General features: G+C 72.9%; 22 protein-coding genes. 15 read left to right on the top strand and 7 right to left on the bottom strand.

What is annotated here, in order from left to right; genetic code table 11:
* Positions 1-807 carry a PhzF family phenazine biosynthesis protein gene (locus ABZX67_RS30645; protein ID WP_355367102.1) on the bottom strand — a complete coding sequence of 269 codons (807 nt, stop codon included), beginning with the start codon at positions 805-807 and terminating at the stop codon, positions 1-3.
* Positions 808-939: 132 nt separating this feature from the next.
* Between ABZX67_RS30645 and ABZX67_RS30640 the strand changes: the two genes are divergently transcribed.
* The 4 genes from ABZX67_RS30640 to ABZX67_RS30625 all read left to right on the top strand — a co-directional run bounded on the left by ABZX67_RS30640 (position 940) and on the right by ABZX67_RS30625 (position 4535).
* Positions 940-1320 carry a hypothetical protein gene (locus ABZX67_RS30640; protein ID WP_355367099.1) on the top strand — a complete coding sequence of 127 codons (381 nt, stop codon included), beginning with the start codon at positions 940-942 and terminating at the stop codon, positions 1318-1320.
* A gap of 281 nt (positions 1321-1601) precedes the next feature.
* Positions 1602-2252: a PadR family transcriptional regulator gene (locus ABZX67_RS30635; protein WP_355367096.1), complete on the top strand. Its 651-nt coding sequence runs from the start codon at positions 1602-1604 to the stop codon at positions 2250-2252.
* Positions 2253-2405: 153 nt separating this feature from the next.
* Entirely contained in the window at positions 2406-3398 is a 993-nt protein-coding gene (locus ABZX67_RS30630) for an EamA family transporter (protein ID WP_355367093.1), read from the top strand.
* A 192-nt stretch (positions 3399-3590) separates the two neighbouring features.
* On the top strand, positions 3591-4535 hold the full coding sequence (locus tag ABZX67_RS30625; protein WP_355367154.1) for an EamA family transporter: 945 nt from the start codon (positions 3591-3593) through the stop codon (positions 4533-4535).
* Between the two features lie 72 nt (positions 4536-4607).
* Here ABZX67_RS30625 and ABZX67_RS30620 read toward each other — a convergent pair whose 3' ends face one another.
* Complete coding sequence (locus ABZX67_RS30620; protein WP_355367090.1) at positions 4608-5363, bottom strand: pyridoxamine 5'-phosphate oxidase family protein; 756 nt, start codon at positions 5361-5363, stop codon at positions 4608-4610.
* A gap of 35 nt (positions 5364-5398) precedes the next feature.
* On the opposite strand from ABZX67_RS30620, the gene ABZX67_RS30615 reads away from it, so the two are divergent.
* Positions 5399-6730, top strand: coding sequence for an aminotransferase class I/II-fold pyridoxal phosphate-dependent enzyme (locus tag ABZX67_RS30615; protein WP_355367151.1), 1332 nt, complete (start codon positions 5399-5401; stop codon positions 6728-6730).
* Here ABZX67_RS30615 and ABZX67_RS30610 read toward each other — a convergent pair.
* Positions 6721-7701 carry a DMT family transporter gene (locus ABZX67_RS30610; protein WP_355367087.1) on the bottom strand — a complete coding sequence of 327 codons (981 nt, stop codon included), beginning with the start codon at positions 7699-7701 and terminating at the stop codon, positions 6721-6723. The genes ABZX67_RS30615 and ABZX67_RS30610 overlap by 10 nt on opposite strands.
* A 74-nt stretch (positions 7702-7775) precedes the next feature.
* On the opposite strand from ABZX67_RS30610, the gene ABZX67_RS30605 reads away from it, so the two are divergent.
* Positions 7776-8681 carry a LysR family transcriptional regulator gene (locus ABZX67_RS30605; protein WP_355367084.1) on the top strand — a complete coding sequence of 302 codons (906 nt, stop codon included), beginning with the start codon at positions 7776-7778 and terminating at the stop codon, positions 8679-8681.
* Between the two features lie 230 nt (positions 8682-8911).
* On the opposite strand, the gene ABZX67_RS30600 is transcribed toward ABZX67_RS30605, so the two are convergent.
* Positions 8912-9388 carry a Rieske (2Fe-2S) protein gene (locus ABZX67_RS30600; RefSeq protein WP_355367081.1) on the bottom strand — a complete coding sequence of 159 codons (477 nt, stop codon included), beginning with the start codon at positions 9386-9388 and terminating at the stop codon, positions 8912-8914.
* A 113-nt stretch (positions 9389-9501) separates the two neighbouring features.
* On the opposite strand from ABZX67_RS30600, the gene ABZX67_RS30595 reads away from it, so the two are divergent.
* The 8 genes from ABZX67_RS30595 (at position 9502) to ABZX67_RS30560 (ending at position 16014) form a co-directional block, all read left to right on the top strand.
* The gene (locus ABZX67_RS30595) at positions 9502-9747 is read left to right on the top strand and encodes a hypothetical protein (protein WP_355367078.1); all 246 of its coding nucleotides are present in this window, start codon (positions 9502-9504) and stop codon (positions 9745-9747) included.
* A gap of 191 nt (positions 9748-9938) precedes the next feature.
* Complete coding sequence (locus tag ABZX67_RS30590) at positions 9939-10787, top strand: HipA family kinase (protein WP_355367075.1); 849 nt, start codon at positions 9939-9941, stop codon at positions 10785-10787.
* On the top strand, positions 10784-11167 hold the full coding sequence (locus ABZX67_RS30585) for a DUF3037 domain-containing protein (protein WP_355367072.1): 384 nt from the start codon (positions 10784-10786) through the stop codon (positions 11165-11167). Before ABZX67_RS30590 ends, ABZX67_RS30585 begins: the two co-directional genes overlap by 4 nt.
* 174 nt (positions 11168-11341) lie before the next feature.
* Positions 11342-12103, top strand: a complete 762-nt coding sequence (fabG, locus tag ABZX67_RS30580; RefSeq protein WP_355367069.1) for a 3-oxoacyl-ACP reductase FabG — start codon at positions 11342-11344, stop codon at positions 12101-12103.
* A 14-nt stretch (positions 12104-12117) separates the two neighbouring features.
* A complete protein-coding gene (locus tag ABZX67_RS30575) occupies positions 12118-12885 on the top strand; it encodes an SDR family oxidoreductase (RefSeq protein WP_355367066.1) in 768 nt (255 codons plus the stop codon).
* A 116-nt stretch (positions 12886-13001) separates the two neighbouring features.
* Entirely contained in the window at positions 13002-14579 is a 1578-nt protein-coding gene (locus ABZX67_RS30570) for an ABC transporter substrate-binding protein (RefSeq protein ID WP_355367063.1), read from the top strand.
* A 104-nt stretch (positions 14580-14683) separates the two neighbouring features.
* Complete coding sequence (locus ABZX67_RS30565; RefSeq protein ID WP_355367060.1) at positions 14684-15370, top strand: uracil-DNA glycosylase; 687 nt, start codon at positions 14684-14686, stop codon at positions 15368-15370.
* A gap of 146 nt (positions 15371-15516) precedes the next feature.
* On the top strand, positions 15517-16014 hold the full coding sequence (locus ABZX67_RS30560; protein ID WP_355367148.1) for a hypothetical protein: 498 nt from the start codon (positions 15517-15519) through the stop codon (positions 16012-16014).
* A 53-nt stretch (positions 16015-16067) separates the two neighbouring features.
* On the opposite strand, the gene ABZX67_RS30555 is transcribed toward ABZX67_RS30560, so the two are convergent.
* From ABZX67_RS30555 to ABZX67_RS30545, 3 genes are all read right to left on the bottom strand, one after another.
* Positions 16068-16562 (bottom strand): hypothetical protein, encoded by a 495-nt coding sequence (locus tag ABZX67_RS30555; protein WP_355367057.1) that lies wholly within the window; start codon positions 16560-16562, stop codon positions 16068-16070.
* A gap of 89 nt (positions 16563-16651) precedes the next feature.
* The gene (locus tag ABZX67_RS30550) at positions 16652-17185 is read right to left on the bottom strand and encodes a DinB family protein (protein ID WP_355367054.1); all 534 of its coding nucleotides are present in this window, start codon (positions 17183-17185) and stop codon (positions 16652-16654) included.
* A gap of 40 nt (positions 17186-17225) precedes the next feature.
* Entirely contained in the window at positions 17226-17873 is a 648-nt protein-coding gene (locus ABZX67_RS30545; protein WP_355367051.1) for a TetR family transcriptional regulator, read from the bottom strand.
* 111 nt (positions 17874-17984) lie between these two features.
* Here ABZX67_RS30545 and ABZX67_RS30540 point away from each other — a divergent pair.
* On the top strand, positions 17985-18575 hold a 591-nt coding region (locus ABZX67_RS30540; protein ID WP_355367048.1), incomplete at its 3' end, for an FAD-dependent monooxygenase.

The following is an 18575-nucleotide window of genomic DNA, read 5'->3' as shown; positions in this document are numbered from 1 at the left end:
TCAGGCGAGCAGATCGCCCTCGACGACCGTCACCGCGTTACCCGTCAGCAGCGTCCGCGCGCCGCGCAGAGCGGTGCGGACCAGCCCGGTCCGGGCGCCGCCCTGCAAGCCGGTCAGCTCGTCGCGGCCCAGGCGCTCCGACCAGAACGGCGCGAGCGCGGTGTGCGCGCTGCCGGTCACCGGGTCCTCGTCGATGCCGAGCGCCGGGAAGAAGCAACGGGAGACGAAGTCGTAGCCGCGGGCCGGCTCGGCGGCGGCCGTGGCGATGACGCCCCGGTCCGACAGGCCCGCCAGCGCCGGCAGGTCCGGCGCCAGGGAGCGTACGGCCTCCTCGTCCGCCAGCTCCACCAGCAGGTCGCCGATGTGCGCGGCGGTGTCGTGTACGGAGACGACGTCGGCGCCGAGCGCCTTCGCGAGCCCGTCCGGCGCGGGCACCGGCGTCAGGCTGGAGGTCGGGAAGTCCATCGTGACCGAGCCGTCCGCCGCGGCCGTCGCCGACAGGATGCCGCAGCGCGCGGCGAAGCGGACGGTGCCGGTCGCGCGGCCGGTGGTGTGCAGGACGTGCGCGGTGGCGAGGGTCGCGTGGCCGCACATGTCCACTTCGGCGACCGGGGTGAACCAGCGCAGCGCCCAGTCGGCATCGCCGCCGGGCGGGAGCGGGTGGGCGAAGGCGGTCTCGGAGAGGTTGAGCTCGGCGGCCACCTTCTGGAGCCAGTGGTCGTCCGGGAAGGAGTCGAGGAGAAGCACCCCCGCCGGGTTGCCGGCGAAGGGGCGGTCGGTGAAGGCGTCGACGATTCGAATCCGCATGGGGCCGACGGTAGGGGCGCGGTGAGGCGGCGGGCCACGGCCAATTCGAGCTCGCTGGACTGGCCTCGGCGGGGAGACGGTCGCGATCGCGGCTGTCTGATCTGCGAGAACCCGCTGTTAGATTCGTCCGTCATGCGATCACGTGAGTACGACCTCGACTTCCGCGACCAGGCCGGACGGATACGCGCGTGGGGTATCGGTCTGTTCGTCGTCGCGGCGCTCCAGTGGACATGGTGTGCCCTGTTGCTGCTGACGCCCTACGAGGTCGACAGGGTGCCCGACGACCACTACCCCGCGGAGTGCGAGTCACGGTTGTTGACCGAACGTGGTACGGCCAACGACGGTCTGCGCAGGGAAGACTGGTGTGCGAACGAACGCGACTGGCCTGAAGCCCTGGCTGTGCTCGGGCTGTCCGTGCCGGTGTCGGTCGCCGGCGCTGTGCTCTTCACGAGCGGCAGTGTCAGCATCCGGATGAGCGCCCACGCCGAGGCGATGCGTGAGCTGGACAAGTGACGTGCCACGGGACCGTGAGGCGCGGCGTCGCGCCCTCGCTGTGAGGCCTTGACGAAGCCGTTGGGGCCTCCGCCCCTCCCAGGCGCATCGATTCCGGCTGCCGGACGTCCTTCGGCTCGCTGAACATCTCCAGAAGAACCGCGGAAGTCCAGCTCAAAGCTGCTTCCGCCTCATCGGCGTGCGCCCGCGGCGGTGCTTCCAATCCAAACGATTGCCCGCAGAAGTGTTCCGATATATCGTTGACGCATCGCGACAAGTCATCGATGGAGGGAGCGTCAGTGATGCGTGCGGCTGACCACGGACACGGACACGAGCATGGGCATGGACATGGACATGGGCCCGGACACGGGCACGGGCACGGCTGGGGCGGCGAGTTCGGTGGCTTCGAGCGGCTGCGTGCCGCCTTCGGGCCGTTCGGGCCGGGCTTCGGTGGCGGGCCCTTCCGCGGGGGGCCGTTCGGCGGCGGGCCCGGGCGGGGAGGCGGTCGGGGCAGGGCGCGGCGCGGTGATGTCCGGGCCTCGATCCTGGCGCTGCTGAAGGACCGCCCGATGCACGGCTACGAGATGATCCAGGAGATCGCCGAGCGCAGCGGCGGGGCCTGGCGGCCCAGCCCCGGCTCGGTCTACCCGACCCTCCAGCTGCTGGAGGACGAGGGCCTGATCGTCAGCGAGAGCGACGGAGGCAAGAAGCTGTTCACCCTGAGCGACACCGGACGCACGGAGGCCGAAGCGGGGCCCGAAGCCCCCTGGGAGGAAGCCGGGCGCGGGGTCGACTGGGAGGCGCTGAACGAAGTCCGGCAGGCCGGCGCCGGCCTGTTCGAGGCGTTCGGGCAGGTCTGGAAGACCGGCAACGCCGAGCAGCGGCAGAAGGCCCTGGCCGTCGTCAACGACGCCCGCAAGAAGCTCTACCTGATCCTTGCCGACGAGGACTGATCCACCCCACGGGGACGGCGGGTCCCGCGACCGGTCTCGGCCGCGGGACCCGCCGTTCGTCGAACCGCCGCCACCGGTCGGCGACTTGCTGTAGTCGTCTCAACAGGTGTCACAGCCTTTACGCTCCTGACCGGCTGCTGCCATGATGTGCCGATGCACGCGTCTCAGGGGAGAAGCGCCGGCCTGGGACTTGCCCTGGCCTCGGCCTTCGCATTCGGTGGATCAGGTGTCGCGGCCAAGCCGCTGATCGAGGCGGGTCTCGACCCGCTGCACGTGGTGTGGCTACGGGTGACGGGCGCCGCGCTCGTCATGCTGCCCGTCGCCTGGCGCCACCGCGACCTGCTGCGCCGCAAGCCCGCCCTGCTGGCCGGCTTCGGGCTGCTCGCCGTGGCCGGCGTACAGGCCTGCTACTTCGCCGCGCTCTCCCGCATTCCCGTCGGGGTCGCCCTGCTCATCGAGTACCTCGCCCCGGCGCTCGTCCTCGGCTGGGTGCGGTTCGTCCAGCGCCGTCCCGTGACCCGTGCCGCCGTCGTCGGCGTGGTCCTCGCCGTCGGGGGCCTCGCCTGCGTGGTGGAGGTGTGGGCGGGACTCGGCTTCGACCTGCTCGGACTGCTGCTGGCGCTCGGTGCCGCCTGCTGCCAGGTCGGTTATTTCGTCCTCTCCGACCAGGGCTCCGACGAGGCCGAGCCCGCCGATCCGCTCGGCGTCATCGCGTACGGGCTGCTCATCGGCGCCCTCGTGCTCACCGTCGTCGCGCGCCCCTGGGGCATGGACTGGTCCGTGCTCGGCGGCACCGCCGACATGGGCGGGACCGAGGCCCCGGCCTGGATGCTGCTCGGGTGGATCGTGCTGATCGCGACGGTCCTCGCGTACGTTACCGGGATCGTCGCCGTGCGCAAGCTCTCGCCGCAGGTGGCGGGTGTGGTGGCGTGCCTGGAGGCGGTCATCGCGACCGTACTGGCGTGGGTGCTGCTGCGCGAGCACCTGTCGGCGCCGCAGATCGTCGGCGGTGCGGTCGTGCTCGTCGGGGCCTTCATCGCGCAGTCGTCGACGCCCAAGGCGGTCCCGGCCGAGCCCGTGGCGGGCTCGGAGCCGCCCGAGGAGGGGGCCGGTAATGAGGTGGCCGCCGGGCGGGCCGCCACGTAAGGTGGCGATCATGCATTCGACCGTGCTGCCGCCGCCCGCCGCGTAAACGCGGGCGGACACTCTTCTCGACCTCCTCTGACGAGGACCGGGCTCGGGGCCCTCGGCCCCGGGCGGTTCGTCGCTGCCCGCGTACGGAGTCAAGCGGCCAACTTCCTGTTCTTCGTACGGAGACGTCACGTGTCGAATTCCTCCATGGCCCTGCCCGTCGGGCGGAGCCTGCTCTATCTGATCGTCGCCGGAGTGGCGTGGGGCACCGCCGGAGCGGCTGCCTCGCTGGTGTTCCGGGTCAGTGATCTCGGACCCCTGGCCTTGTCGTTCTGGCGCTGCGTCGGCGGACTCGTGCTGCTGCTCGGCGCGCTGGCGCTGCGACGCGGGCCCGTGGTCGGCAGCCCGGAACCCCGGCGGCGCCGGGTCCTGCGCATCCTCGCCACGGGGATCGGCCTCACCGCCTTCCAGAGCGCCTACTTCGCGGCGGTCGAGGTGACCGGGCTCGCCGTGGGCACCGTCGTCACGCTCGGGGCCGGGCCCGTGCTCATCGCGCTCGGGGCGCGGCTGACCATGGGCGAGCGCCTTGGGCGCGGCGGGGCCGTCGCCGTCGTGGGGGCGCTCGCCGGGCTGTGCGTGATGGTCCTCGGCGACGGCACCGGAGAGGTGCGTCCCGCGGGGGTCGCGCTGGCGGTGCTGTCGGCGGCCGGGTACGCGGTGATCACGCTGCTGACGCGGTGGCTCGGCCGCGACGGCGGTGGCGCGGACCCGCTCGTCATGTCCGTGTGGGCCTTCGCGGTCGGTGCGGCCGCCCTGCTGCCGATGGCGGCGGCGGAGGGGCTGCTGCCGCACACGGCCGAACCGGCGCAGGTCTTCGGGCTGTTGGCGTACATCGCCGCGGTGCCGACCGCGCTCGCGTACGCGCTCTACTTCGCGGGGGCGGCGGTCGTACGGGCCGCGACCGTGTCCGTGATCATGCTCTTGGAGCCGGTGAGCGCGGCGGTCATCGCGGTGACGGTGCTCGGCGAGCGGCTGACGGCGGCGACGGTGACCGGGACGCTGCTGTTGCTGACGGCGGTCGCCGGGCTGGCGGCCGCGGAGGCGTGGGCCGCGTCGGCGGTACGGGCGCGGCGGCGCGAGGCGACGGCCTGAGGCCTCGGGCCGGGGTGTCGGGCCGGGCTGGACGTGCCCGGCACCCCGGCCCGTACGCGGGGATCCTCGGGCTCAGAGGGCGGAGAGGTACTCCGGCACCGCGATGGACGGGTCGAGGTCGTCGGACGGGACCGGGGTGCCGTAGGTGGTGCTCAGCGGTACGACACCGCTCCAGTGGGGGAGCGGGAGGTCCTCGGCGTCGTCGTTCGGGCCGCCCGTGCGCACCTTCGCGGACACCTCCGTGAGGTCGAGGCGCAGCACGGCGGTCGCGGCGAGCTCCTTGGCGTTGGCGGGGCGGGAGTCGTACGAGCGGCCGGGGACGACGTGGTCGACGAGCGCGTCGAGCGCGGCCGTCTTCTCCTCCGGGTCGGTGACCTGGTGGGCGGTGCCGTGGACCACGACGGAGCGGTAGTTGATGGAGTGGTGGAAGGCGGAACGGGCCAGCACCAGGCCGTCGACGTGGGTGACGGTCAGGCAGACCGGAAGGCCCGGATCGGGCTTGCCCGCCATGCGCACGGGGCGCGAGCCGGTCGAGCCGTGGACGTAGAGGCGCTCGCCGACGCGGCCGTAGAGGGTCGGCAGGACGACGGGCCTGCCGTCGCGGACGAAGCCGAGGTGGCAGACGTACGCCGCGTCGAGGATCGAGTGCACCAGCGCGCGGTCGTACGAGGCGCGCTCGCGGGCGCGGGTGGGGACGGTGCGGTCGGTCGGCTCGTACGACTGCTCCCGCTCGGGCGACTCCTGGGAACCGGCCGGCTCGGACGGCTGCTCCGGCTTCTGCGGCTCGGACGGCTGGCCCTGTTCGTACGCGACGGTCGTCTCCGGCATGGCGGACTCCATTGCACTAGTGCATAATGCTGTTTGTGCTAGGAGACTATCGGATCGTAGGGCGCCGCGCATCTGAGATCGCCGCGAGCGTGGAGCAGGGCGTCGGTACGGGTCGGCTGGAGCCCGGTCAACTGCTGCCCCCACTGCGGGAGTTGGCCGCGGAGCTAGGGGTCAATCCGAATACGGTGGCCGCCGCGTACCGCACCCTGCGCGAGCGGGGAGTGATCGAGACGGCCGGGCGCCGGGGCAGCCGGGTGCGGCCCCGGCCCGCCACCACGGTGCGCGGGTCGCTCCGGATCGAGGCCCCCGAGGGCGTACGGAGTGTGGAGAAGGGCAACCCCGATCCGGCGCTGCTGCCGCCGCTCGGCGAGGCGCTGGCGGCCGCGGCGCGGCGCAATGCCGAGGAGCCCGTGCTGTACGGCCGGGCGCCCGTGGACGAGGACTTCGCGCGGCTCGCGCGCGCCGCGCTGGACGCCGACGGCGTGCCGGACGGGCCGATCGCCGTGACCTCCGGTTCGCTGGACGCCACCGAGCGGGTCCTCGCCGCGCACCTCAAACCGGGGGACACGGTCGCCGTGGAGGACCCCGGCTGGGGCTCGCTCCTCGACCTCGTACCGGCGCTGGGGCTGCGGCCCGTGCCCGTCGCCGTCGACGACGACGGGCCGCTCCCCGGCGCGGTCGAAGGCGCGCTGCGCGGCGGCGCGCGGGCGCTCATCGTGACCTGCCGGGCGCAGAACCCGACGGGCGCGGCGGTGAGCGCCGCCCGCGCCGCGGAACTGCGGGAGGTGCTGGGCGGGCGCCCCGAGGTCCTGCTCGTCGAGGACGACCACGGCCACGGCTTCGTCGACCTGCCGGCGCACCCGCTGGCGGGCGTGACGGACCGCTGGGCGTTCGTGCGGTCGGTCGCCAAGGCGTACGGCCCCGATCTGCGGCTCGCCACGCTCACCGGGGACGCCGTCACCATCGACCGGGTGCTCGGGCGCCAGGGGCTCGGGCCCGGCTGGGTGAGCCTGCTGCTCCAGCGCGCGGTCGTCCACCTGTGGGAGACCGGCGCGGTGGACGCGCGCGCGGTCGCGCGGGCGTACGGAGACCGGCGCGACGCGCTCGTACGGGCCCTGGCAAGGCGCGGCGTCGAGGCGCACGGCCGCAGCGGCATGAACGTGTGGGTGCCCGTGGCCGACGAGACCGGGGCGGTGGCCCGGATGCTGCACGCCGAGTGGGCGGTCGCCCCCGGTGCGCGGTTCCGCATGATGGCGGGGCCGGGGATCCGGGTCACCGTCTCCGGGCTGGCGCCCGCCGACATCGAGGCGCTGGCCGACGCGGTGGCGGCGGCCGCCGGACCGATGCCGGCGCGCGGTTACGCCTGAGACCGCTCGGTGCGGGGGGCGCGGCTCTGGGTGAGGGCCGCGCCGGCCAGGACGATGAGGGCGCCGACCGGGGTGTTCCAGGTGAGCCGCTCATCCAGGAGCGTCACGCCGGCGGCGGTGGCGATGACCGGGATGAAGTAGGTGACCATCTGCGCCGTGGTCGGGCCGACCTCGGCGACGATCCCGTACTGAAGCAGCACGGCCAGGCCCGTCCCCAGGGCGCCCAGCGCGACCACCGCGAGCAGCGGAAGGACCGGGAATTCCTGCGGCCACGAGGTGAACAGCGGTGTCACGGCGGCCAGCTGCAGCGTGGCCAGGAACAGCTGCGCACCGGTGAGGGAGAGGTGCGACTCGCCGCGGCCCGCGAGCGTACGGCGGACGTAGATCCAGCCCACGGGGTAGCTGAGCGAGGCGAGCAGCGCCATGGCGGTGCCGGTGACGTCGAGCCCCGAGAAGCCCTGCCAGGCGCCGAGGACGGTCAGCACGCCGAGGAAGCCGATGCCGAGCCCGGCGACGCGGCGCCGGGTGGGGCGGTCCTCGGAGAGGGCGACCAGGGACAGAATCATTCCCCACAGGGGCGAGGTGGCGTTGCAGATGCCGGCGAGCGTCGAGGGGATCGTCAGCTCGGCGTACGCGAAGAGCGAGAACGGCAGCGCGTTGAGGAGGAACCCCGCCACCGCCAGGTGGCCCCACGTGCGGGCGCCGCGCGGCAGGGCGGTGCGCTTCACCGCCATCGCGACCGCGAGCACCGCCGTACCGAACAGCAGACGGCCGAAGGTGACGTGGAAGGGGGCGTACGCCTGGGTGCCCACCTTGATGAGGAGGAAGCTGAAGCCCCAGATGAGCGCGAGCACCGCGAAGCGGATGCGCCAGTCCAGGGCGGCCCGGCGGGCGGCGGGCGCTGCGGGTGCCGAGGGTGCTGCGGGCGTCGGGGTGGCCGACCGGGGCGCGGAGGGGGGTGCGGTGCTCATGGCGACCACCCTGGTCCGCCGGACGTCGTAGGACAAGCGAGTTTTCGTCGACCTCTTCGCTTAGTATCGCTTACATGTTGAACTTGGAGCGCCTGCGGACCCTGGACGCCGTCGCCCGGCACGGCTCGGTGACCGGCGCGGCCGACGGACTGCACGTGACGACGTCGGCCGTCTCGCAGCAGCTGGCCAAGCTGGAACGCGAGGTCGGGCAGCAGCTGGTGGCGAAGAACGGGCGCGGGGTACGGCTCACCGACGCGGGGCAGCTGCTGGCCGATCACGCGGCGCGGATCCTCTCCCAGGTGGAGCTCGCGCAGGCGGACATAGAGGCGCAGCGCGGGCAGGTGGTGGGCGAGGTGCGGCTGGCAGGCTTCCCGACCGCCGCGCGGGGGCTGTTCCCGGCGGCGATCGGCCGACTGCGCCGCGACCACCCCGACTTGTGCGTGCGTACCAGCGAGCTGGAGCCCGAGCGCGGCATCGAGCACGTCATGCGCGGCGACATGGACCTCGCGGTGGTGCTCGACTGGAGCAACAAGCCGCTGCCGGTGCCGGGCGCGCTGGCACGCGAGCCGCTGCTGGACGACGCCGCCGATGTCGCCCTCCCGGCGGACCACCCGCTGGCGGGGCGGGCCGAGGTGGACCTGGAGGAGTTCGCCGACGACGACTGGGTGTCGTGGCCCCAGGGCGAATTCTGTTACGAGTGGCTGATGTTCACGCTGCGGTCGAAGGGCATCGAGCCGCGCATCGCCCACCTGGCGGGGGAGCACCACACGCAACTCGCGCTCATTCAGGCGGGGTTGGGTGTGTGCGTCACGCCTCGGCTCGGCCGCGGGCCGGTGCCGGAGGGCGTCGCGCTCGTGCCCGTACGGCAGCAGATGCGCCGGCACATCTACGCGGTCTGGCGCGCGGACGCGGACCGGCGGCCCTCGATCCGGGCGGTGGTGGGGGCGCTGCGAGAGGTGGGGCGGGCGGTCGGCAGCTAGGGCCTTGCTTGAGGCCGGTTGGTGACCGGCGTGGCGATCGGTTGAGGGGGTCGGTGACCGGGATGGCGATCGGTTGACGGGGCCGGTGACCGGGATGGCGATGGGGATGGCGATCGGTTGAGGGAGTCGGTGATCGGGTCCGGGCGGGTCGTCGCGGGGATCCCCTCCGTGCACCCCCGCGATGACCTGCCCGCCGCCCCTCGGTCACCCGCCCCGGGTCGGCCCTGCCCTCACGCCAGCTTGATCGAGTCGCCGTCGACCGTGATCGGCGCCGCCGCGAGCGGTGACGTGGCCGGGCCCGCCTTGACGCTGCCGTCCGTCGCGTCGAACTTCGAGCCGTGGCACGGGCAGTTGATGACCCCGTCCGCCACGTCCTTCACCGCGCAGCCCGCGTGGGTGCACTTCGCCGAGAAGGCCTTGAACTCGCCCGCCCTCGGCTGTGTCACCACGACCTCTCCGAAGACCTTGCCCCCGCCCTCCGGGATGTCGGCCGTCTTCGCGAGCACCTGCCCCGCGCCGCCCGCGCCCCCGGCCCCGCCGGTGGTGCCGGTGCTGCCGGTCCCGGCGGCCGGCTGTCCGGCACCGGACGGGGCCGGGCTGTCCGAGCCCCCGCACGCGGTGAGCACGGCGGCCAGCCCCGCCCCGCCCGCCGCCGCGACGACGGCACGGCGCCCCACCGCGCTGGTGGTCCCCTGCGATCCGGTCATTCCGGCTTCCCTTCCACGATGGTCAGAACGTCACCCAGGGGTACGGGCGGGCCGGCCTGGGCGTTCAGCCGCCCAGCGACCTTTTGAGGAAGTCGCGTGTGAGAAGGGGCTGGTTGCTCACCACATCCTCCCGGGTGGCCCGGTCGGTGGCGTACTCCACCACCTCGGACGAGATCACCCGCGCGCTCCCGGGCTCGGGCAACGATCCCGTGGGGCGGCTGTGGCTGTACGAGGGCGGCGAGGAGCGCGTTCTGCTGGACCCGGCCAGCCTGGGTGGGGAGGCGGGCGAGAGCCCGGAGGCGGAACGGGTTCGTCCGGGTGGACGCACGGCCGAGGCGTCGGCAGCGCCTTGTCGGTAGCTGGATGCCGGGACCACCCCCGCGTGCGCGGGGACCACTGCGAACCGCAGAGTACTGAGCGCACCAGCGCCGGGACCACCCTCCGAGGCCCGACACTGTGCGCGCGGTGGTCCTCGTTCCCGCACGGCGCGGCTCTCGGTAGGAGCGGTGCCCCTTGGTGGCAAGGTTGCATGAATGGATAGCCTGCAAAAATGCTGACAGAAGTCACCGCGACCCGCTATGTCACGCCCCTGCGTGAGGGCGGCTCGCTCCCCGGGATCGTCGAGGCCGACGATCTCGGTACGTACGTCATGAAGTTCACCGGCGCGGGGCAGGGCCGCAAGACCCTGGTCGCCGAGGTCGTCTGCGGGCAGTTGGCCCGGCGGCTCGGGCTGCGGGTGCCGGAACTGGTCGCCATTCAGCTGGATCCGGTCATCGGGCTCGGTGAGCCCGATCAGGAGGTGCAGGAGCTGCTCAAGGCGAGTGGTGGGCTGAACCTGGGCATGGACTATCTGCCGGGGTCCATCGGGTTCGACCCCCTCGCCTATGCGATGGACCCGGTGGAGGCGGGGCGGGTCGTCTGGTTCGACGCGCTCGTGAACAATGTCGACCGCTCGTGGCGCAACCCCAACATGCTCGTCTGGCACGGCGAACCCTGGCTCATCGACCACGGCGCCACCATGATCTGGCACCACAACTGGCCGGGCGCCGCCGCCTCCGCGGCCAAGCCGTACGACGCCTCCGACCACGTCCTGGCCACCTTCGGCCCGGACGTGGCCGCGGCGGCGGCCGAGCTGGCGCCGCTCGTCACCGAGGAGCTGTTGACCGAGGTCGCCGCCGACGTACCCGACGAATGGCTCGTGGACGAGCCGGGGTTCGAGACGACCGACGCGCTGCGCCGCGCCTATGTGGAGACCCTCCTGTCGCGCGCGGCGACCATCCACGAGCGCGTCACCGTCGGCGAGCGCACCGAACCGGGGCCCTCCCGGGCCCCCGGCTGGCTCGCCGAACGGCTGGCGCCCCCCTCCAAGCAGGACCGCACGAAGGACAGCACCACGTGACCGACCGGGACGTCTTCGAGTACGCGCTGCTGCGCGTCGTACCGCGCGTCGAGCGCGGCGAGTGCTTCAACGCCGGCGTGGTGGTCTACTGCCGCGCCAAGTCCTACGTGTGCGCGCGGACGCACCTCGACGAGGCCAAGCTGAAGGCCCTGGACCCGCACGCCGACGTGGTGGGCGTACGGGCCGCCCTGCACGCCGTGGAGGGCGTCTGCCAGGGCGGTGAGCACGCGGGGCAGGCGGCGGGCGACGACGCCGGACGGCGCTTCAGGTGGCTGATCGCGCCGCGCTCCACGGTGGTCCAACCCGGGCCCGTCCACACCGGTCTGACCGCCGATCCGGAGGCGGAGGCCGAGCGGCTGCTCGACCTGCTGGTGCGCTGAGCGCCGGTCCGGGCGCACGCCACGTGACAGGGGGCACCCGGTGTGCCGTTGACACCGGGTGCCAGGGCTTCTAGCGTCTCGTCTGCTGAAGGTACTAAGCGGTCGCTCACCGACATGGACGTGTCAGGGGCGAGTGGCCGCATCCCCAGGGATCCAAGGGCGAGGAGAACCAGCATGTCCACCACCGAGCAGCGCGTAGCCGTCGTCACGGGCGCGGCGCGGGGCATCGGCGCCGCCACCGCCGTCCGACTGGCCGCCGAGGGCCGCGCCGTCGCCGTACTCGACCTCGACGAGGCCGCGTGCAAGGACACCGTCGAGAAGATCACCGCGGCGGGCGGCAAGGCCATCGCCGTCGGCTGCGACGTCTCCGACAGCGCCCAGGTGGAGGCGGCCGTCGCGCGCGTCGCCGACGAGCTCGGGGCGCCGACGATCCTCGTCAACAACGCGGGCGTGCTCCGTGACAACCTGCTCTTCAAGATGAGCGAGTCCGACTGGGACACGGTCGTGAACGTGCACCTGAAGGGCGCGTTCCTGATGGCCAAGGCGTGCCAGAAGCACATGGTCGACGCCGGATTCGGCCGGATCGTCAGCCTCTCCTCGTCCTCCGCGCTCGGCAACCGGGGCCAGGCCAACTACGCCGCCGTCAAGGCGGGGCTGCAGGGCTTCACCAAGACCCTCGCCAAGGAGCTCGGCAAGTTCGGCATCACCGCCAACGCCGTCGCGCCCGGCTTCATCGTCACCGAGATGACCGCCCAGACCGCCGCCCGCGTGGGCATGGGCTTCGAGGAGTTCCAGGCCGCCGCGGCCACCCAGATCCCGGTGCAGCGGGTCGGCAAGCCGGAGGACGTCGCGAATGCGATCGCGTTCTTCGCGAGCGACGACGCCGGGTTCGTCTCCGGCCAGGTCCTGTACGTGGCCGGCGGCCCGCTCAACTGAGGAGGGTCACCGACATGACCGCACAGGAGCTGCCCGAGCCGTCCGGAAAGGTCGCCCTCGTCACGGGCGCCAGCCGCGGCATCGGATACGGAGTCGCGGAGGCGCTCGTCACCCGCGGCGACCGCGTGTGCATCACCGGGCGCGGCGAGGAGGCGCTCAAGGAGGCCGCCGAGCGGCTCGGCGCCGACCGGGTGATCGCCGTCGCCGGCAAGGCCCACGACGAGGCGCACCAGGCGCTCGCCGTGGAGCGCACGATGGAGGCCTTCGGCCGCGTCGACTTCCTGATCAACAACGCCGGTACGAACCCGGTCTTCGGCCCGATGGCCGAGCTCGACCTGAACGTGGTCCGCAAGGTCTACGAGACCAACGTGATCTCCGCGCTCGGCTTCGCCCAGCAGACCTGGAAGGCGTGGCAGAAGGACCACGGCGGTGCGATCGTGAACATCGCGTCCATCGCCGGTCTCACCGCCTCGCCTTTCGTCGGCGCGTACGGCATGAGCAAGGCGGCCATGGTCAATCTGACCCTGCAGCTCGCCCATGAATTCGCTCCGCTCGTCCGGGTCAATGCGATCGCCCCCGCGGTCGTGAAGACGAAATTCGCCACCGCCCTCTACGAGGGGAGGGAGGAGGAGGTCACGGCCGGATATCCGCTCGGCCGGCTCGGTGTCCCGGCGGATATCGGCGGCGCCGCCGCATTCCTCACCTCCGGGCAGTCGGACTGGATCACCGGCCAGACGCTCGTCGTCGATGGGGGAATTTTCCTGAATGCCGGGGTCGGCTGAGCCGGATTGTTCCGATTGACTGTTGCTTACCCAAGCGCCCCGCCGGGCCTGCGCATTGACCGGGCGGGGCGCTGCGGTATGGTCGGCCGACCCATGGCTGAACGAGGAGCGTGCACGTGTTCAACCGGACCAGCCTGCAGGCCGCTGCAGCCCTTGCGTCCATATCCCTGCTGGCGGGCTGTGGCCTCTTCTCCGATGGCGAGACCGATGGGCAGGACAAGATCGTTGTCGGTACGACGAGCGCACCCACCACGCTCGACCCCGCAGCCGCCTGGGACAATTCATGGGAGTTGTACCGGAATGTCTTCCAGACCCTGCTGAGTTTCCCCACCGGTAGCACGACTCCGCAGCCCGACGCCGCCGAGTGCAAGTTCACCGACGCGTCCAGCAAGGTCTTCCAGTGCGACCTCAAGGACGGGTTGACGTTCTCCGACGGCGGCAAGCTGAACGCGCAGGCCGTGAAGCATTCGATCGACCGGATCCGGAAGATCAACGCGAAGGGCGGCCCCAGCGGCCTTCTCGGCTCGCTCGACCGCGTCGCGACGAACGGCGACGCCACCGTCGTCTTCCACCTGAAGGAACCGGACGCGACGTTCCCGTTCATCCTCGCCACCCCCGCCATGTCGATCGTCGACCCGGCGAAGTACCCCGAGGACAAGCTCCGCGAGGACGGCAAGCTGACCGGTTCCGGCCCTTATGTCCTCGACTCGTACGAGGAGGGCGTCAAGGCCGAGCTGTCGAAGAACCCGAACTACAAGGGCTTCGCCGACCGCAAGAACGACGGCGTCACCATCCGCTACTTCGGTGCGTCCGAGGCGATGGTCGAGGCGCTGAAGAAGAAGGAGATCGACGCCACGTACCGCGGTCTGACCGCGGAGGAGGTCGTCGACCTGCGGGAGCGGAAGCCCGCGAACGAGGGGCTGCAGCTCGTCGAGTCGACCGGCGCCGACATCCGCTACCTCGTCTTCAACGCCGAGGACCCCTCCGTCTCCAAGCTGGCGGTACGGCAGGCCGTCGCCCAGGTCGTGGACCGCGAGGCGCTGGTGGCCAAGGTCTACCAGGGCACCGCCGAGCCGCTGTACTCCATGGTCCCGAAGGGCATCGCCGGGCACACCACCGAGTTCTTCGACCGGTTCGGCGAGCCGGACGTCGACAAGGCGAAGAAGATCCTGCGCGACGCGGGCGTCGACGCGCCGGTGAAGCTGACCTTCTGGTTCACCACCGACCGCTACGGCTCCGCCACCGCTCTGGAGTTCGCGGAGCTCAAGCGGCAGCTCGAGGCGTCCGGACTCTTCAAGATCACGCTGAAGAGCAAGGCCTGGAAGGACTTCCAGGCCGGCTACCAGAAGCGGGAGTACCCGGTCTTCGGCCGCGGCTGGTTCCCCGACTTCCCGGACCCGGACAACTTCGTCGCGCCGTTCGTCGGCGAGGAGAACGTCCACGCGACGCCGTACGTGCGCCCCGAGATCACCGAGCAGCTGCTGCCCCTGTCGCGCCGCGAGAGCGACCGCGGAGCGGTCGCCAAGCAGTTCGAGAAGGCCCAGGAGATCCTCGTCGACGACGTCCGCCTGCTGCCGCTGTGGCAGGGCAAGCTGTACGTGGCGGCGACCGAGGAGATCGCGGGCGGCGAGCGGGCGCTCGACCCGCAGACCGTCATGCAGATGTGGGAGCTGGAGCGGAAGGCCAGCTGGTAGGAGAGGGCCGGCAGGAGGCTGCCGACGGGAGGCGGCGGACCGGTTGTCAGTGGTGGCCGGTAGTTTCTGTCACGAGAGACGATCACACACCGGAGGTTGTTGACGTGACCGACACCTACACGCTGCCCGAGTCCTGGCGCGGCGTCCTCGGCGACGAGCTGGAGAAGCCGTACTTCAAGCTGCTCGCCGAGTTCGTCGAGGAGGAGCGGGCCAAGGGGCCGGTCCACCCGCCGCACGACCAGGTGTTCGCCGCGCTCGAGGCCACCCCGTACGACCAGGTCAAGGTCCTCGTCCTGGGCCAGGACCCGTACCACGGCGAGGGGCAGGGGCACGGGCTGTGCTTCTCCGTGCGGCCCGGCGTCAAGACCCCGCCCTCCCTGCGGAACATCTTCAAGGAGATGCACGAGGAGCTCGGGCACCCCGTGCCCGATAACGGCTACCTCATGCCGTGGGCCCGGCAGGGCGTGCTGCTGCTCAACGCCGTTCTGACGGTGCGGGGCGGCGAGGCCAACTCCCACAAGGGCAAGGGCTGGGAGAAGTTCACGGACGCGGTGATCAGCGCCGTCGCCTCCCGGCCCGATCCGGCCGTCTTCGTCCTGTGGGGCAACTATGCCCAGAAGAAGCTGCCGCTGATCGACGAGACGCGCCACGTCGTCATCAAGGGCGCCCACCCCTCGCCGCTCTCCGCGAAGAAGTTCTTCGGCTCCCGTCCGTTCACGCAGATCGACGAGGCGGTCAAGGCACAGGGCCACGCCCCGATCGACTGGCGCATCCCCAACCTGGGCGGCTGACGCCTCTCGGAAGACGGGCCCTACGGGCCCGCTTCCCGAGCGTGCCGGACACCCGCCGCTAGCGTCGGAGGAGGCAGGACCGACGAGCGGAGGCCGCAGTGCGTGAGCAGCAGCAGGAGCAGGAGGCGGCGCCGGACGACGCCGTCATGACCAGGATCGGGCAGGCGACGATGCTGCTCCACGGCGGGGACCGCGAAGAGGCCCGCAACCGCCTCGCCGCGCTGTGGGAGCAGATCGGCGCGGACGGCGACCCCCTCCAGCGCTGCACGCTCGCGCACTGCCTGGCCGACGCCCAGGACGACCCCGACGACGAGCTGGCCTGGGACCTGCGGGCGCTCAGCGCGGCCGAGGGCGAGACCGAGGTCGTGGCCGAGGCCGAGCTCCGGGGCGCCGAGGGGAAGGCCGAGGGCCCGGGCGCCGAGGAGGGGCGGTCCGCCCGCCCCGCCGCTGCGGCGCTGCGGGCGCTGTACCCCTCGCTCCACCTCAACCTCGCCGCCGACTACCTGAAACTGCACCGCCCGGACGCCGCCCGGGCCCATCTCGACCGCGCCCGCGCCGCCTCGGAGTCCTTGGACCCCGGCGGGTACGGCAACGGCGTCCGCGCGGCCATCGAGCGGCTGGACCGGCGGCTGCGCGGAGACTGAGCCGCGTCCGCGAGCCCGCCTCCGCGAGCCCCCCTCCGCGAGCCGGGTGGTGGTCAGTGGCCGTAGGCCTCCCGGCAGGCCCGGGCCTCCTGGCTGCTGCGCTGCCAGCCGCCGTAGTCCTCGCCGAGGGCGCACACGTCCGGCACGGTGACGGGCAGGGGCGGCCGGGCCGGAGGGCGGACCTTGGGGAGCCGTGCGCGCAGTTCGTCCGCGTCCGGGACGCCCGGCGCGCGCGGCGCACGGCGCGGCGGCCGGTCGTCGCGGTGCGGGCCGCCGCCGGGCACCGCGCGGGCGCCGGCGGGCTTCCGCCGGTCCTGCGCGGCGGACGGGGGCCGGGTGGGGGCGGCCGGCGGTGACGGCAGGGCGGCCTCCAGCGCCTCGCGCGCCGGGCCCTCGACGATCTGCGGTGCGGCGCCCCGCGACGCCGGGTGGCTCGCTTCCGGCACGGCCGGTGCGGAACCGGGGTGCGGCTCGACGGCCACGCAGCCGGAGACGGCGGCCATCGCCACGGTGGCCAGGATCCTCGCGGTGGTTCTCGTTCGTTGCACCCCGTAACTGTGGTGGTTCCGGGGCGCGTTCGGGACGCCTACGCGCGCTGATTGATCCGCACGGGTGATGGCCGTCGCGCGGGCGACGGTCAGTCGCCGGTCGCGCCGTCGACGCGCTCGCGCAGCAGGTCGGCGTGGCCGTTGTGGCGCGCGTACTCCTCGATCATGTGCGTGTAGATCCAGCGCAGGTTGAGCGGCTCCCCGCTGCGGCGGTCCGGGCGTACGGCCACATCGTCGAGGGCGTGCGCGGCGGCGATGTCGCGGGCCTGCGCGATCTCGGCCTGCCAGGTGGCGTACGCCTCCTCCCAGGTGTCGTCCTCGGAGGTGCGGAAGTCCCCGTCGAGGTCTTCCTCGGTGTAGTAGATCGGGTCGGCGTCCTCGCCGATCAGGACGCGGCGGAACCAGGCGCGTTCGACCTCGGCCATGTGCCGTACGAGGCCGAGGAGCGAGAGCTCGGACGGCGGGACGGACCTCTCCCGCAGCTGCTTGTCGTCCAGGCCCTCGCACTTCTTGGCCAGTGTCGCCCGGTGGTACTCCAGCCAGCCGTCCAGCATCTCGCGCTCGCCGGCGAGTCCGGAGGGCCCGAGGCGCGGGTCCCGTTCGGGTTGTTCGGTTGTCGTCATGTCCGGCATCCTCGCCGACCGTCCGCCCCGCCGCCAGGGGTTATCGGCCGAGCATGCCGCGCAGCAACTCCTCGAAACCGCTCCGCAGTTCTTCCCGGCCCGGCACGGCCGAGTGGTACGCGCCCGCGGCGCAGGAGAACATCAGCCCCTCGCACCACGCCACCAGCGACAGGGCGTGGCGCTCGGGATCGGTGGAGCCGGCCGCCCGCATCAGCGCGGTCAGCGGCTCCCGGAACCGGCGGCCGGTCTCGTCGTAGAAGGTCCGCAGCTCGGGTCGCCGCGTCGCCTCCAGCGCGAGCTCGTAGCGGGCGACGAGGAGGTCGCCGTGGCGGGTGAGGTAGCGGTGCAGCGCCAGGGCGAGCGTGTCGAGCAGGGCGCCGAGCGCGTCGCCGCCGCCCTCGCCCCGCCCCCGCTCGTCGCCGGAGCCGCCTCGGGCCTGAGTGCTCGGCTCCCCGTCGCCGTCCGCCATCGCCCCGAGCTCCTCCGGGCCGATCACCTGCGCCTCGCGGTCCGCGAGCCGCCGTACCGCCGCCTCCAGCAGGGCCTGGCGGGTGCGGGCGTGGTTGGACGTCGAGCCCTGCGGCAGGCCCGCGCGCTCGTCCACGGCGCGGTGGGTCAGGCCGCGCATGCCCCGCTCGGCGAGGAGGGCGAGGGCGGCGTCGGCGATCAGTTCGGCGCGTGCGGTCATACGGACAACCTACCGCCGTCACTACAGCTGTAGTACGGTGAGTGGCGCGGCACTACAGCTGTAGTTCCGCCGTTCCGTTCCATCCCATCCGCCCGGATCGCCGGAGGAGCCATGGACACCCACCCGACCACCCCGCCCCACGCCGTCGTCATCGGCAGCGGCATCGGCGGGCTCACCGCCGCCGTCGCGCTGCACCGGCGCGGCTGGCGCGTCACCGTCCTGGAGCGCGCCGCCTCGCTGAGGCCCGTCGGCGCCGCCATCAGCCTGGCGCCCAACTCCCTGCGCGCCCTCGACGTCATCGGCCTCGGCGACGACGTCCGGGCCCTGGCCGCCTGGCAGGGCGACGGCGGCCTGCGCACCCCGCGCGGCCGCTGGCTCGCCCGTACGAACGCCCGGGCCGCCGCGGAACGCTTCGGCGGGCCGCTCGTCGTGCTGCCCCGGGCCACGCTCGTCGAGCTGCTCGCCTCCCGCCTGCCCGAGGGAGTGGTGCGTACCGCCTCCCCCGCGACGCTCGCCGAGCCGGGCGGCGGCGCCCTCGACGGCCGCCCCGCCGTCGTCACCACCCCCCACGGCGACGTCGAGGCCGCCCTCGTCGTGGGGGGGGGGGGGCGGCGAAACAGCGCCGCCACCCCCCCCCCGGCGCCCCCCCCCCCCCCCCCGGCGACCACCCAACACACCACCACCCAACCGAGAGCCCCCCCC

Origin of the sequence: Streptomyces sp. NPDC003036 (genome assembly GCF_040611175.1) — a bacterium.
In the GTDB taxonomy this organism is placed as follows: Bacteria; Actinomycetota; Actinomycetes; order Streptomycetales; family Streptomycetaceae; genus Streptomyces.
The sequence above is the reverse complement of the archived record's forward strand: the minus strand, read 5'-3'. Positions and strand labels throughout refer to the sequence as shown.

What these genes read in the sequence shown, in the direction of transcription:
- ABZX67_RS30640 (WP_355367099.1), top strand. Translation starts at nt 940, where the DNA reads ATGCGATCACGTGAGTACGACCTCGACTTCCGCGACCAGGCCGGACGG.
- ABZX67_RS30635 (WP_355367096.1), top strand. Translation starts at nt 1,602, where the DNA reads ATGCGTGCGGCTGACCACGGACACGGACACGAGCATGGGCATGGACAT.
- ABZX67_RS30545 (WP_355367051.1), bottom strand. Translation starts at nt 17,873, where the DNA reads ATGACCGCACGCGCCGAACTGATCGCCGACGCCGCCCTCGCCCTCCTC.
- ABZX67_RS30605 (WP_355367084.1), top strand. Translation starts at nt 7,776, where the DNA reads ATGTTGAACTTGGAGCGCCTGCGGACCCTGGACGCCGTCGCCCGGCAC.
- ABZX67_RS30560 (WP_355367148.1), top strand. Translation starts at nt 15,517, where the DNA reads ATGACCAGGATCGGGCAGGCGACGATGCTGCTCCACGGCGGGGACCGC.
- ABZX67_RS30575 (WP_355367066.1), top strand. Translation starts at nt 12,118, where the DNA reads ATGACCGCACAGGAGCTGCCCGAGCCGTCCGGAAAGGTCGCCCTCGTC.
- ABZX67_RS30630 (WP_355367093.1), top strand. Translation starts at nt 2,406, where the DNA reads ATGCACGCGTCTCAGGGGAGAAGCGCCGGCCTGGGACTTGCCCTGGCC.
- ABZX67_RS30610 (WP_355367087.1), bottom strand. Translation starts at nt 7,701, where the DNA reads ATGAGCACCGCACCCCCCTCCGCGCCCCGGTCGGCCACCCCGACGCCC.
- ABZX67_RS30620 (WP_355367090.1), bottom strand. Translation starts at nt 5,363, where the DNA reads ATGCCGGAGACGACCGTCGCGTACGAACAGGGCCAGCCGTCCGAGCCG.
- ABZX67_RS30645 (WP_355367102.1), bottom strand. Translation starts at nt 807, where the DNA reads ATGCGGATTCGAATCGTCGACGCCTTCACCGACCGCCCCTTCGCCGGC.
- ABZX67_RS30625 (WP_355367154.1), top strand. Translation starts at nt 3,591, where the DNA reads ATGGCCCTGCCCGTCGGGCGGAGCCTGCTCTATCTGATCGTCGCCGGA.
- ABZX67_RS30600 (WP_355367081.1), bottom strand. Translation starts at nt 9,388, where the DNA reads ATGACCGGATCGCAGGGGACCACCAGCGCGGTGGGGCGCCGTGCCGTC.
- fabG (WP_355367069.1), top strand. Translation starts at nt 11,342, where the DNA reads ATGTCCACCACCGAGCAGCGCGTAGCCGTCGTCACGGGCGCGGCGCGG.
- ABZX67_RS30590 (WP_355367075.1), top strand. Translation starts at nt 9,939, where the DNA reads ATGCTGACAGAAGTCACCGCGACCCGCTATGTCACGCCCCTGCGTGAG.
- ABZX67_RS30550 (WP_355367054.1), bottom strand. Translation starts at nt 17,185, where the DNA reads ATGACGACAACCGAACAACCCGAACGGGACCCGCGCCTCGGGCCCTCC.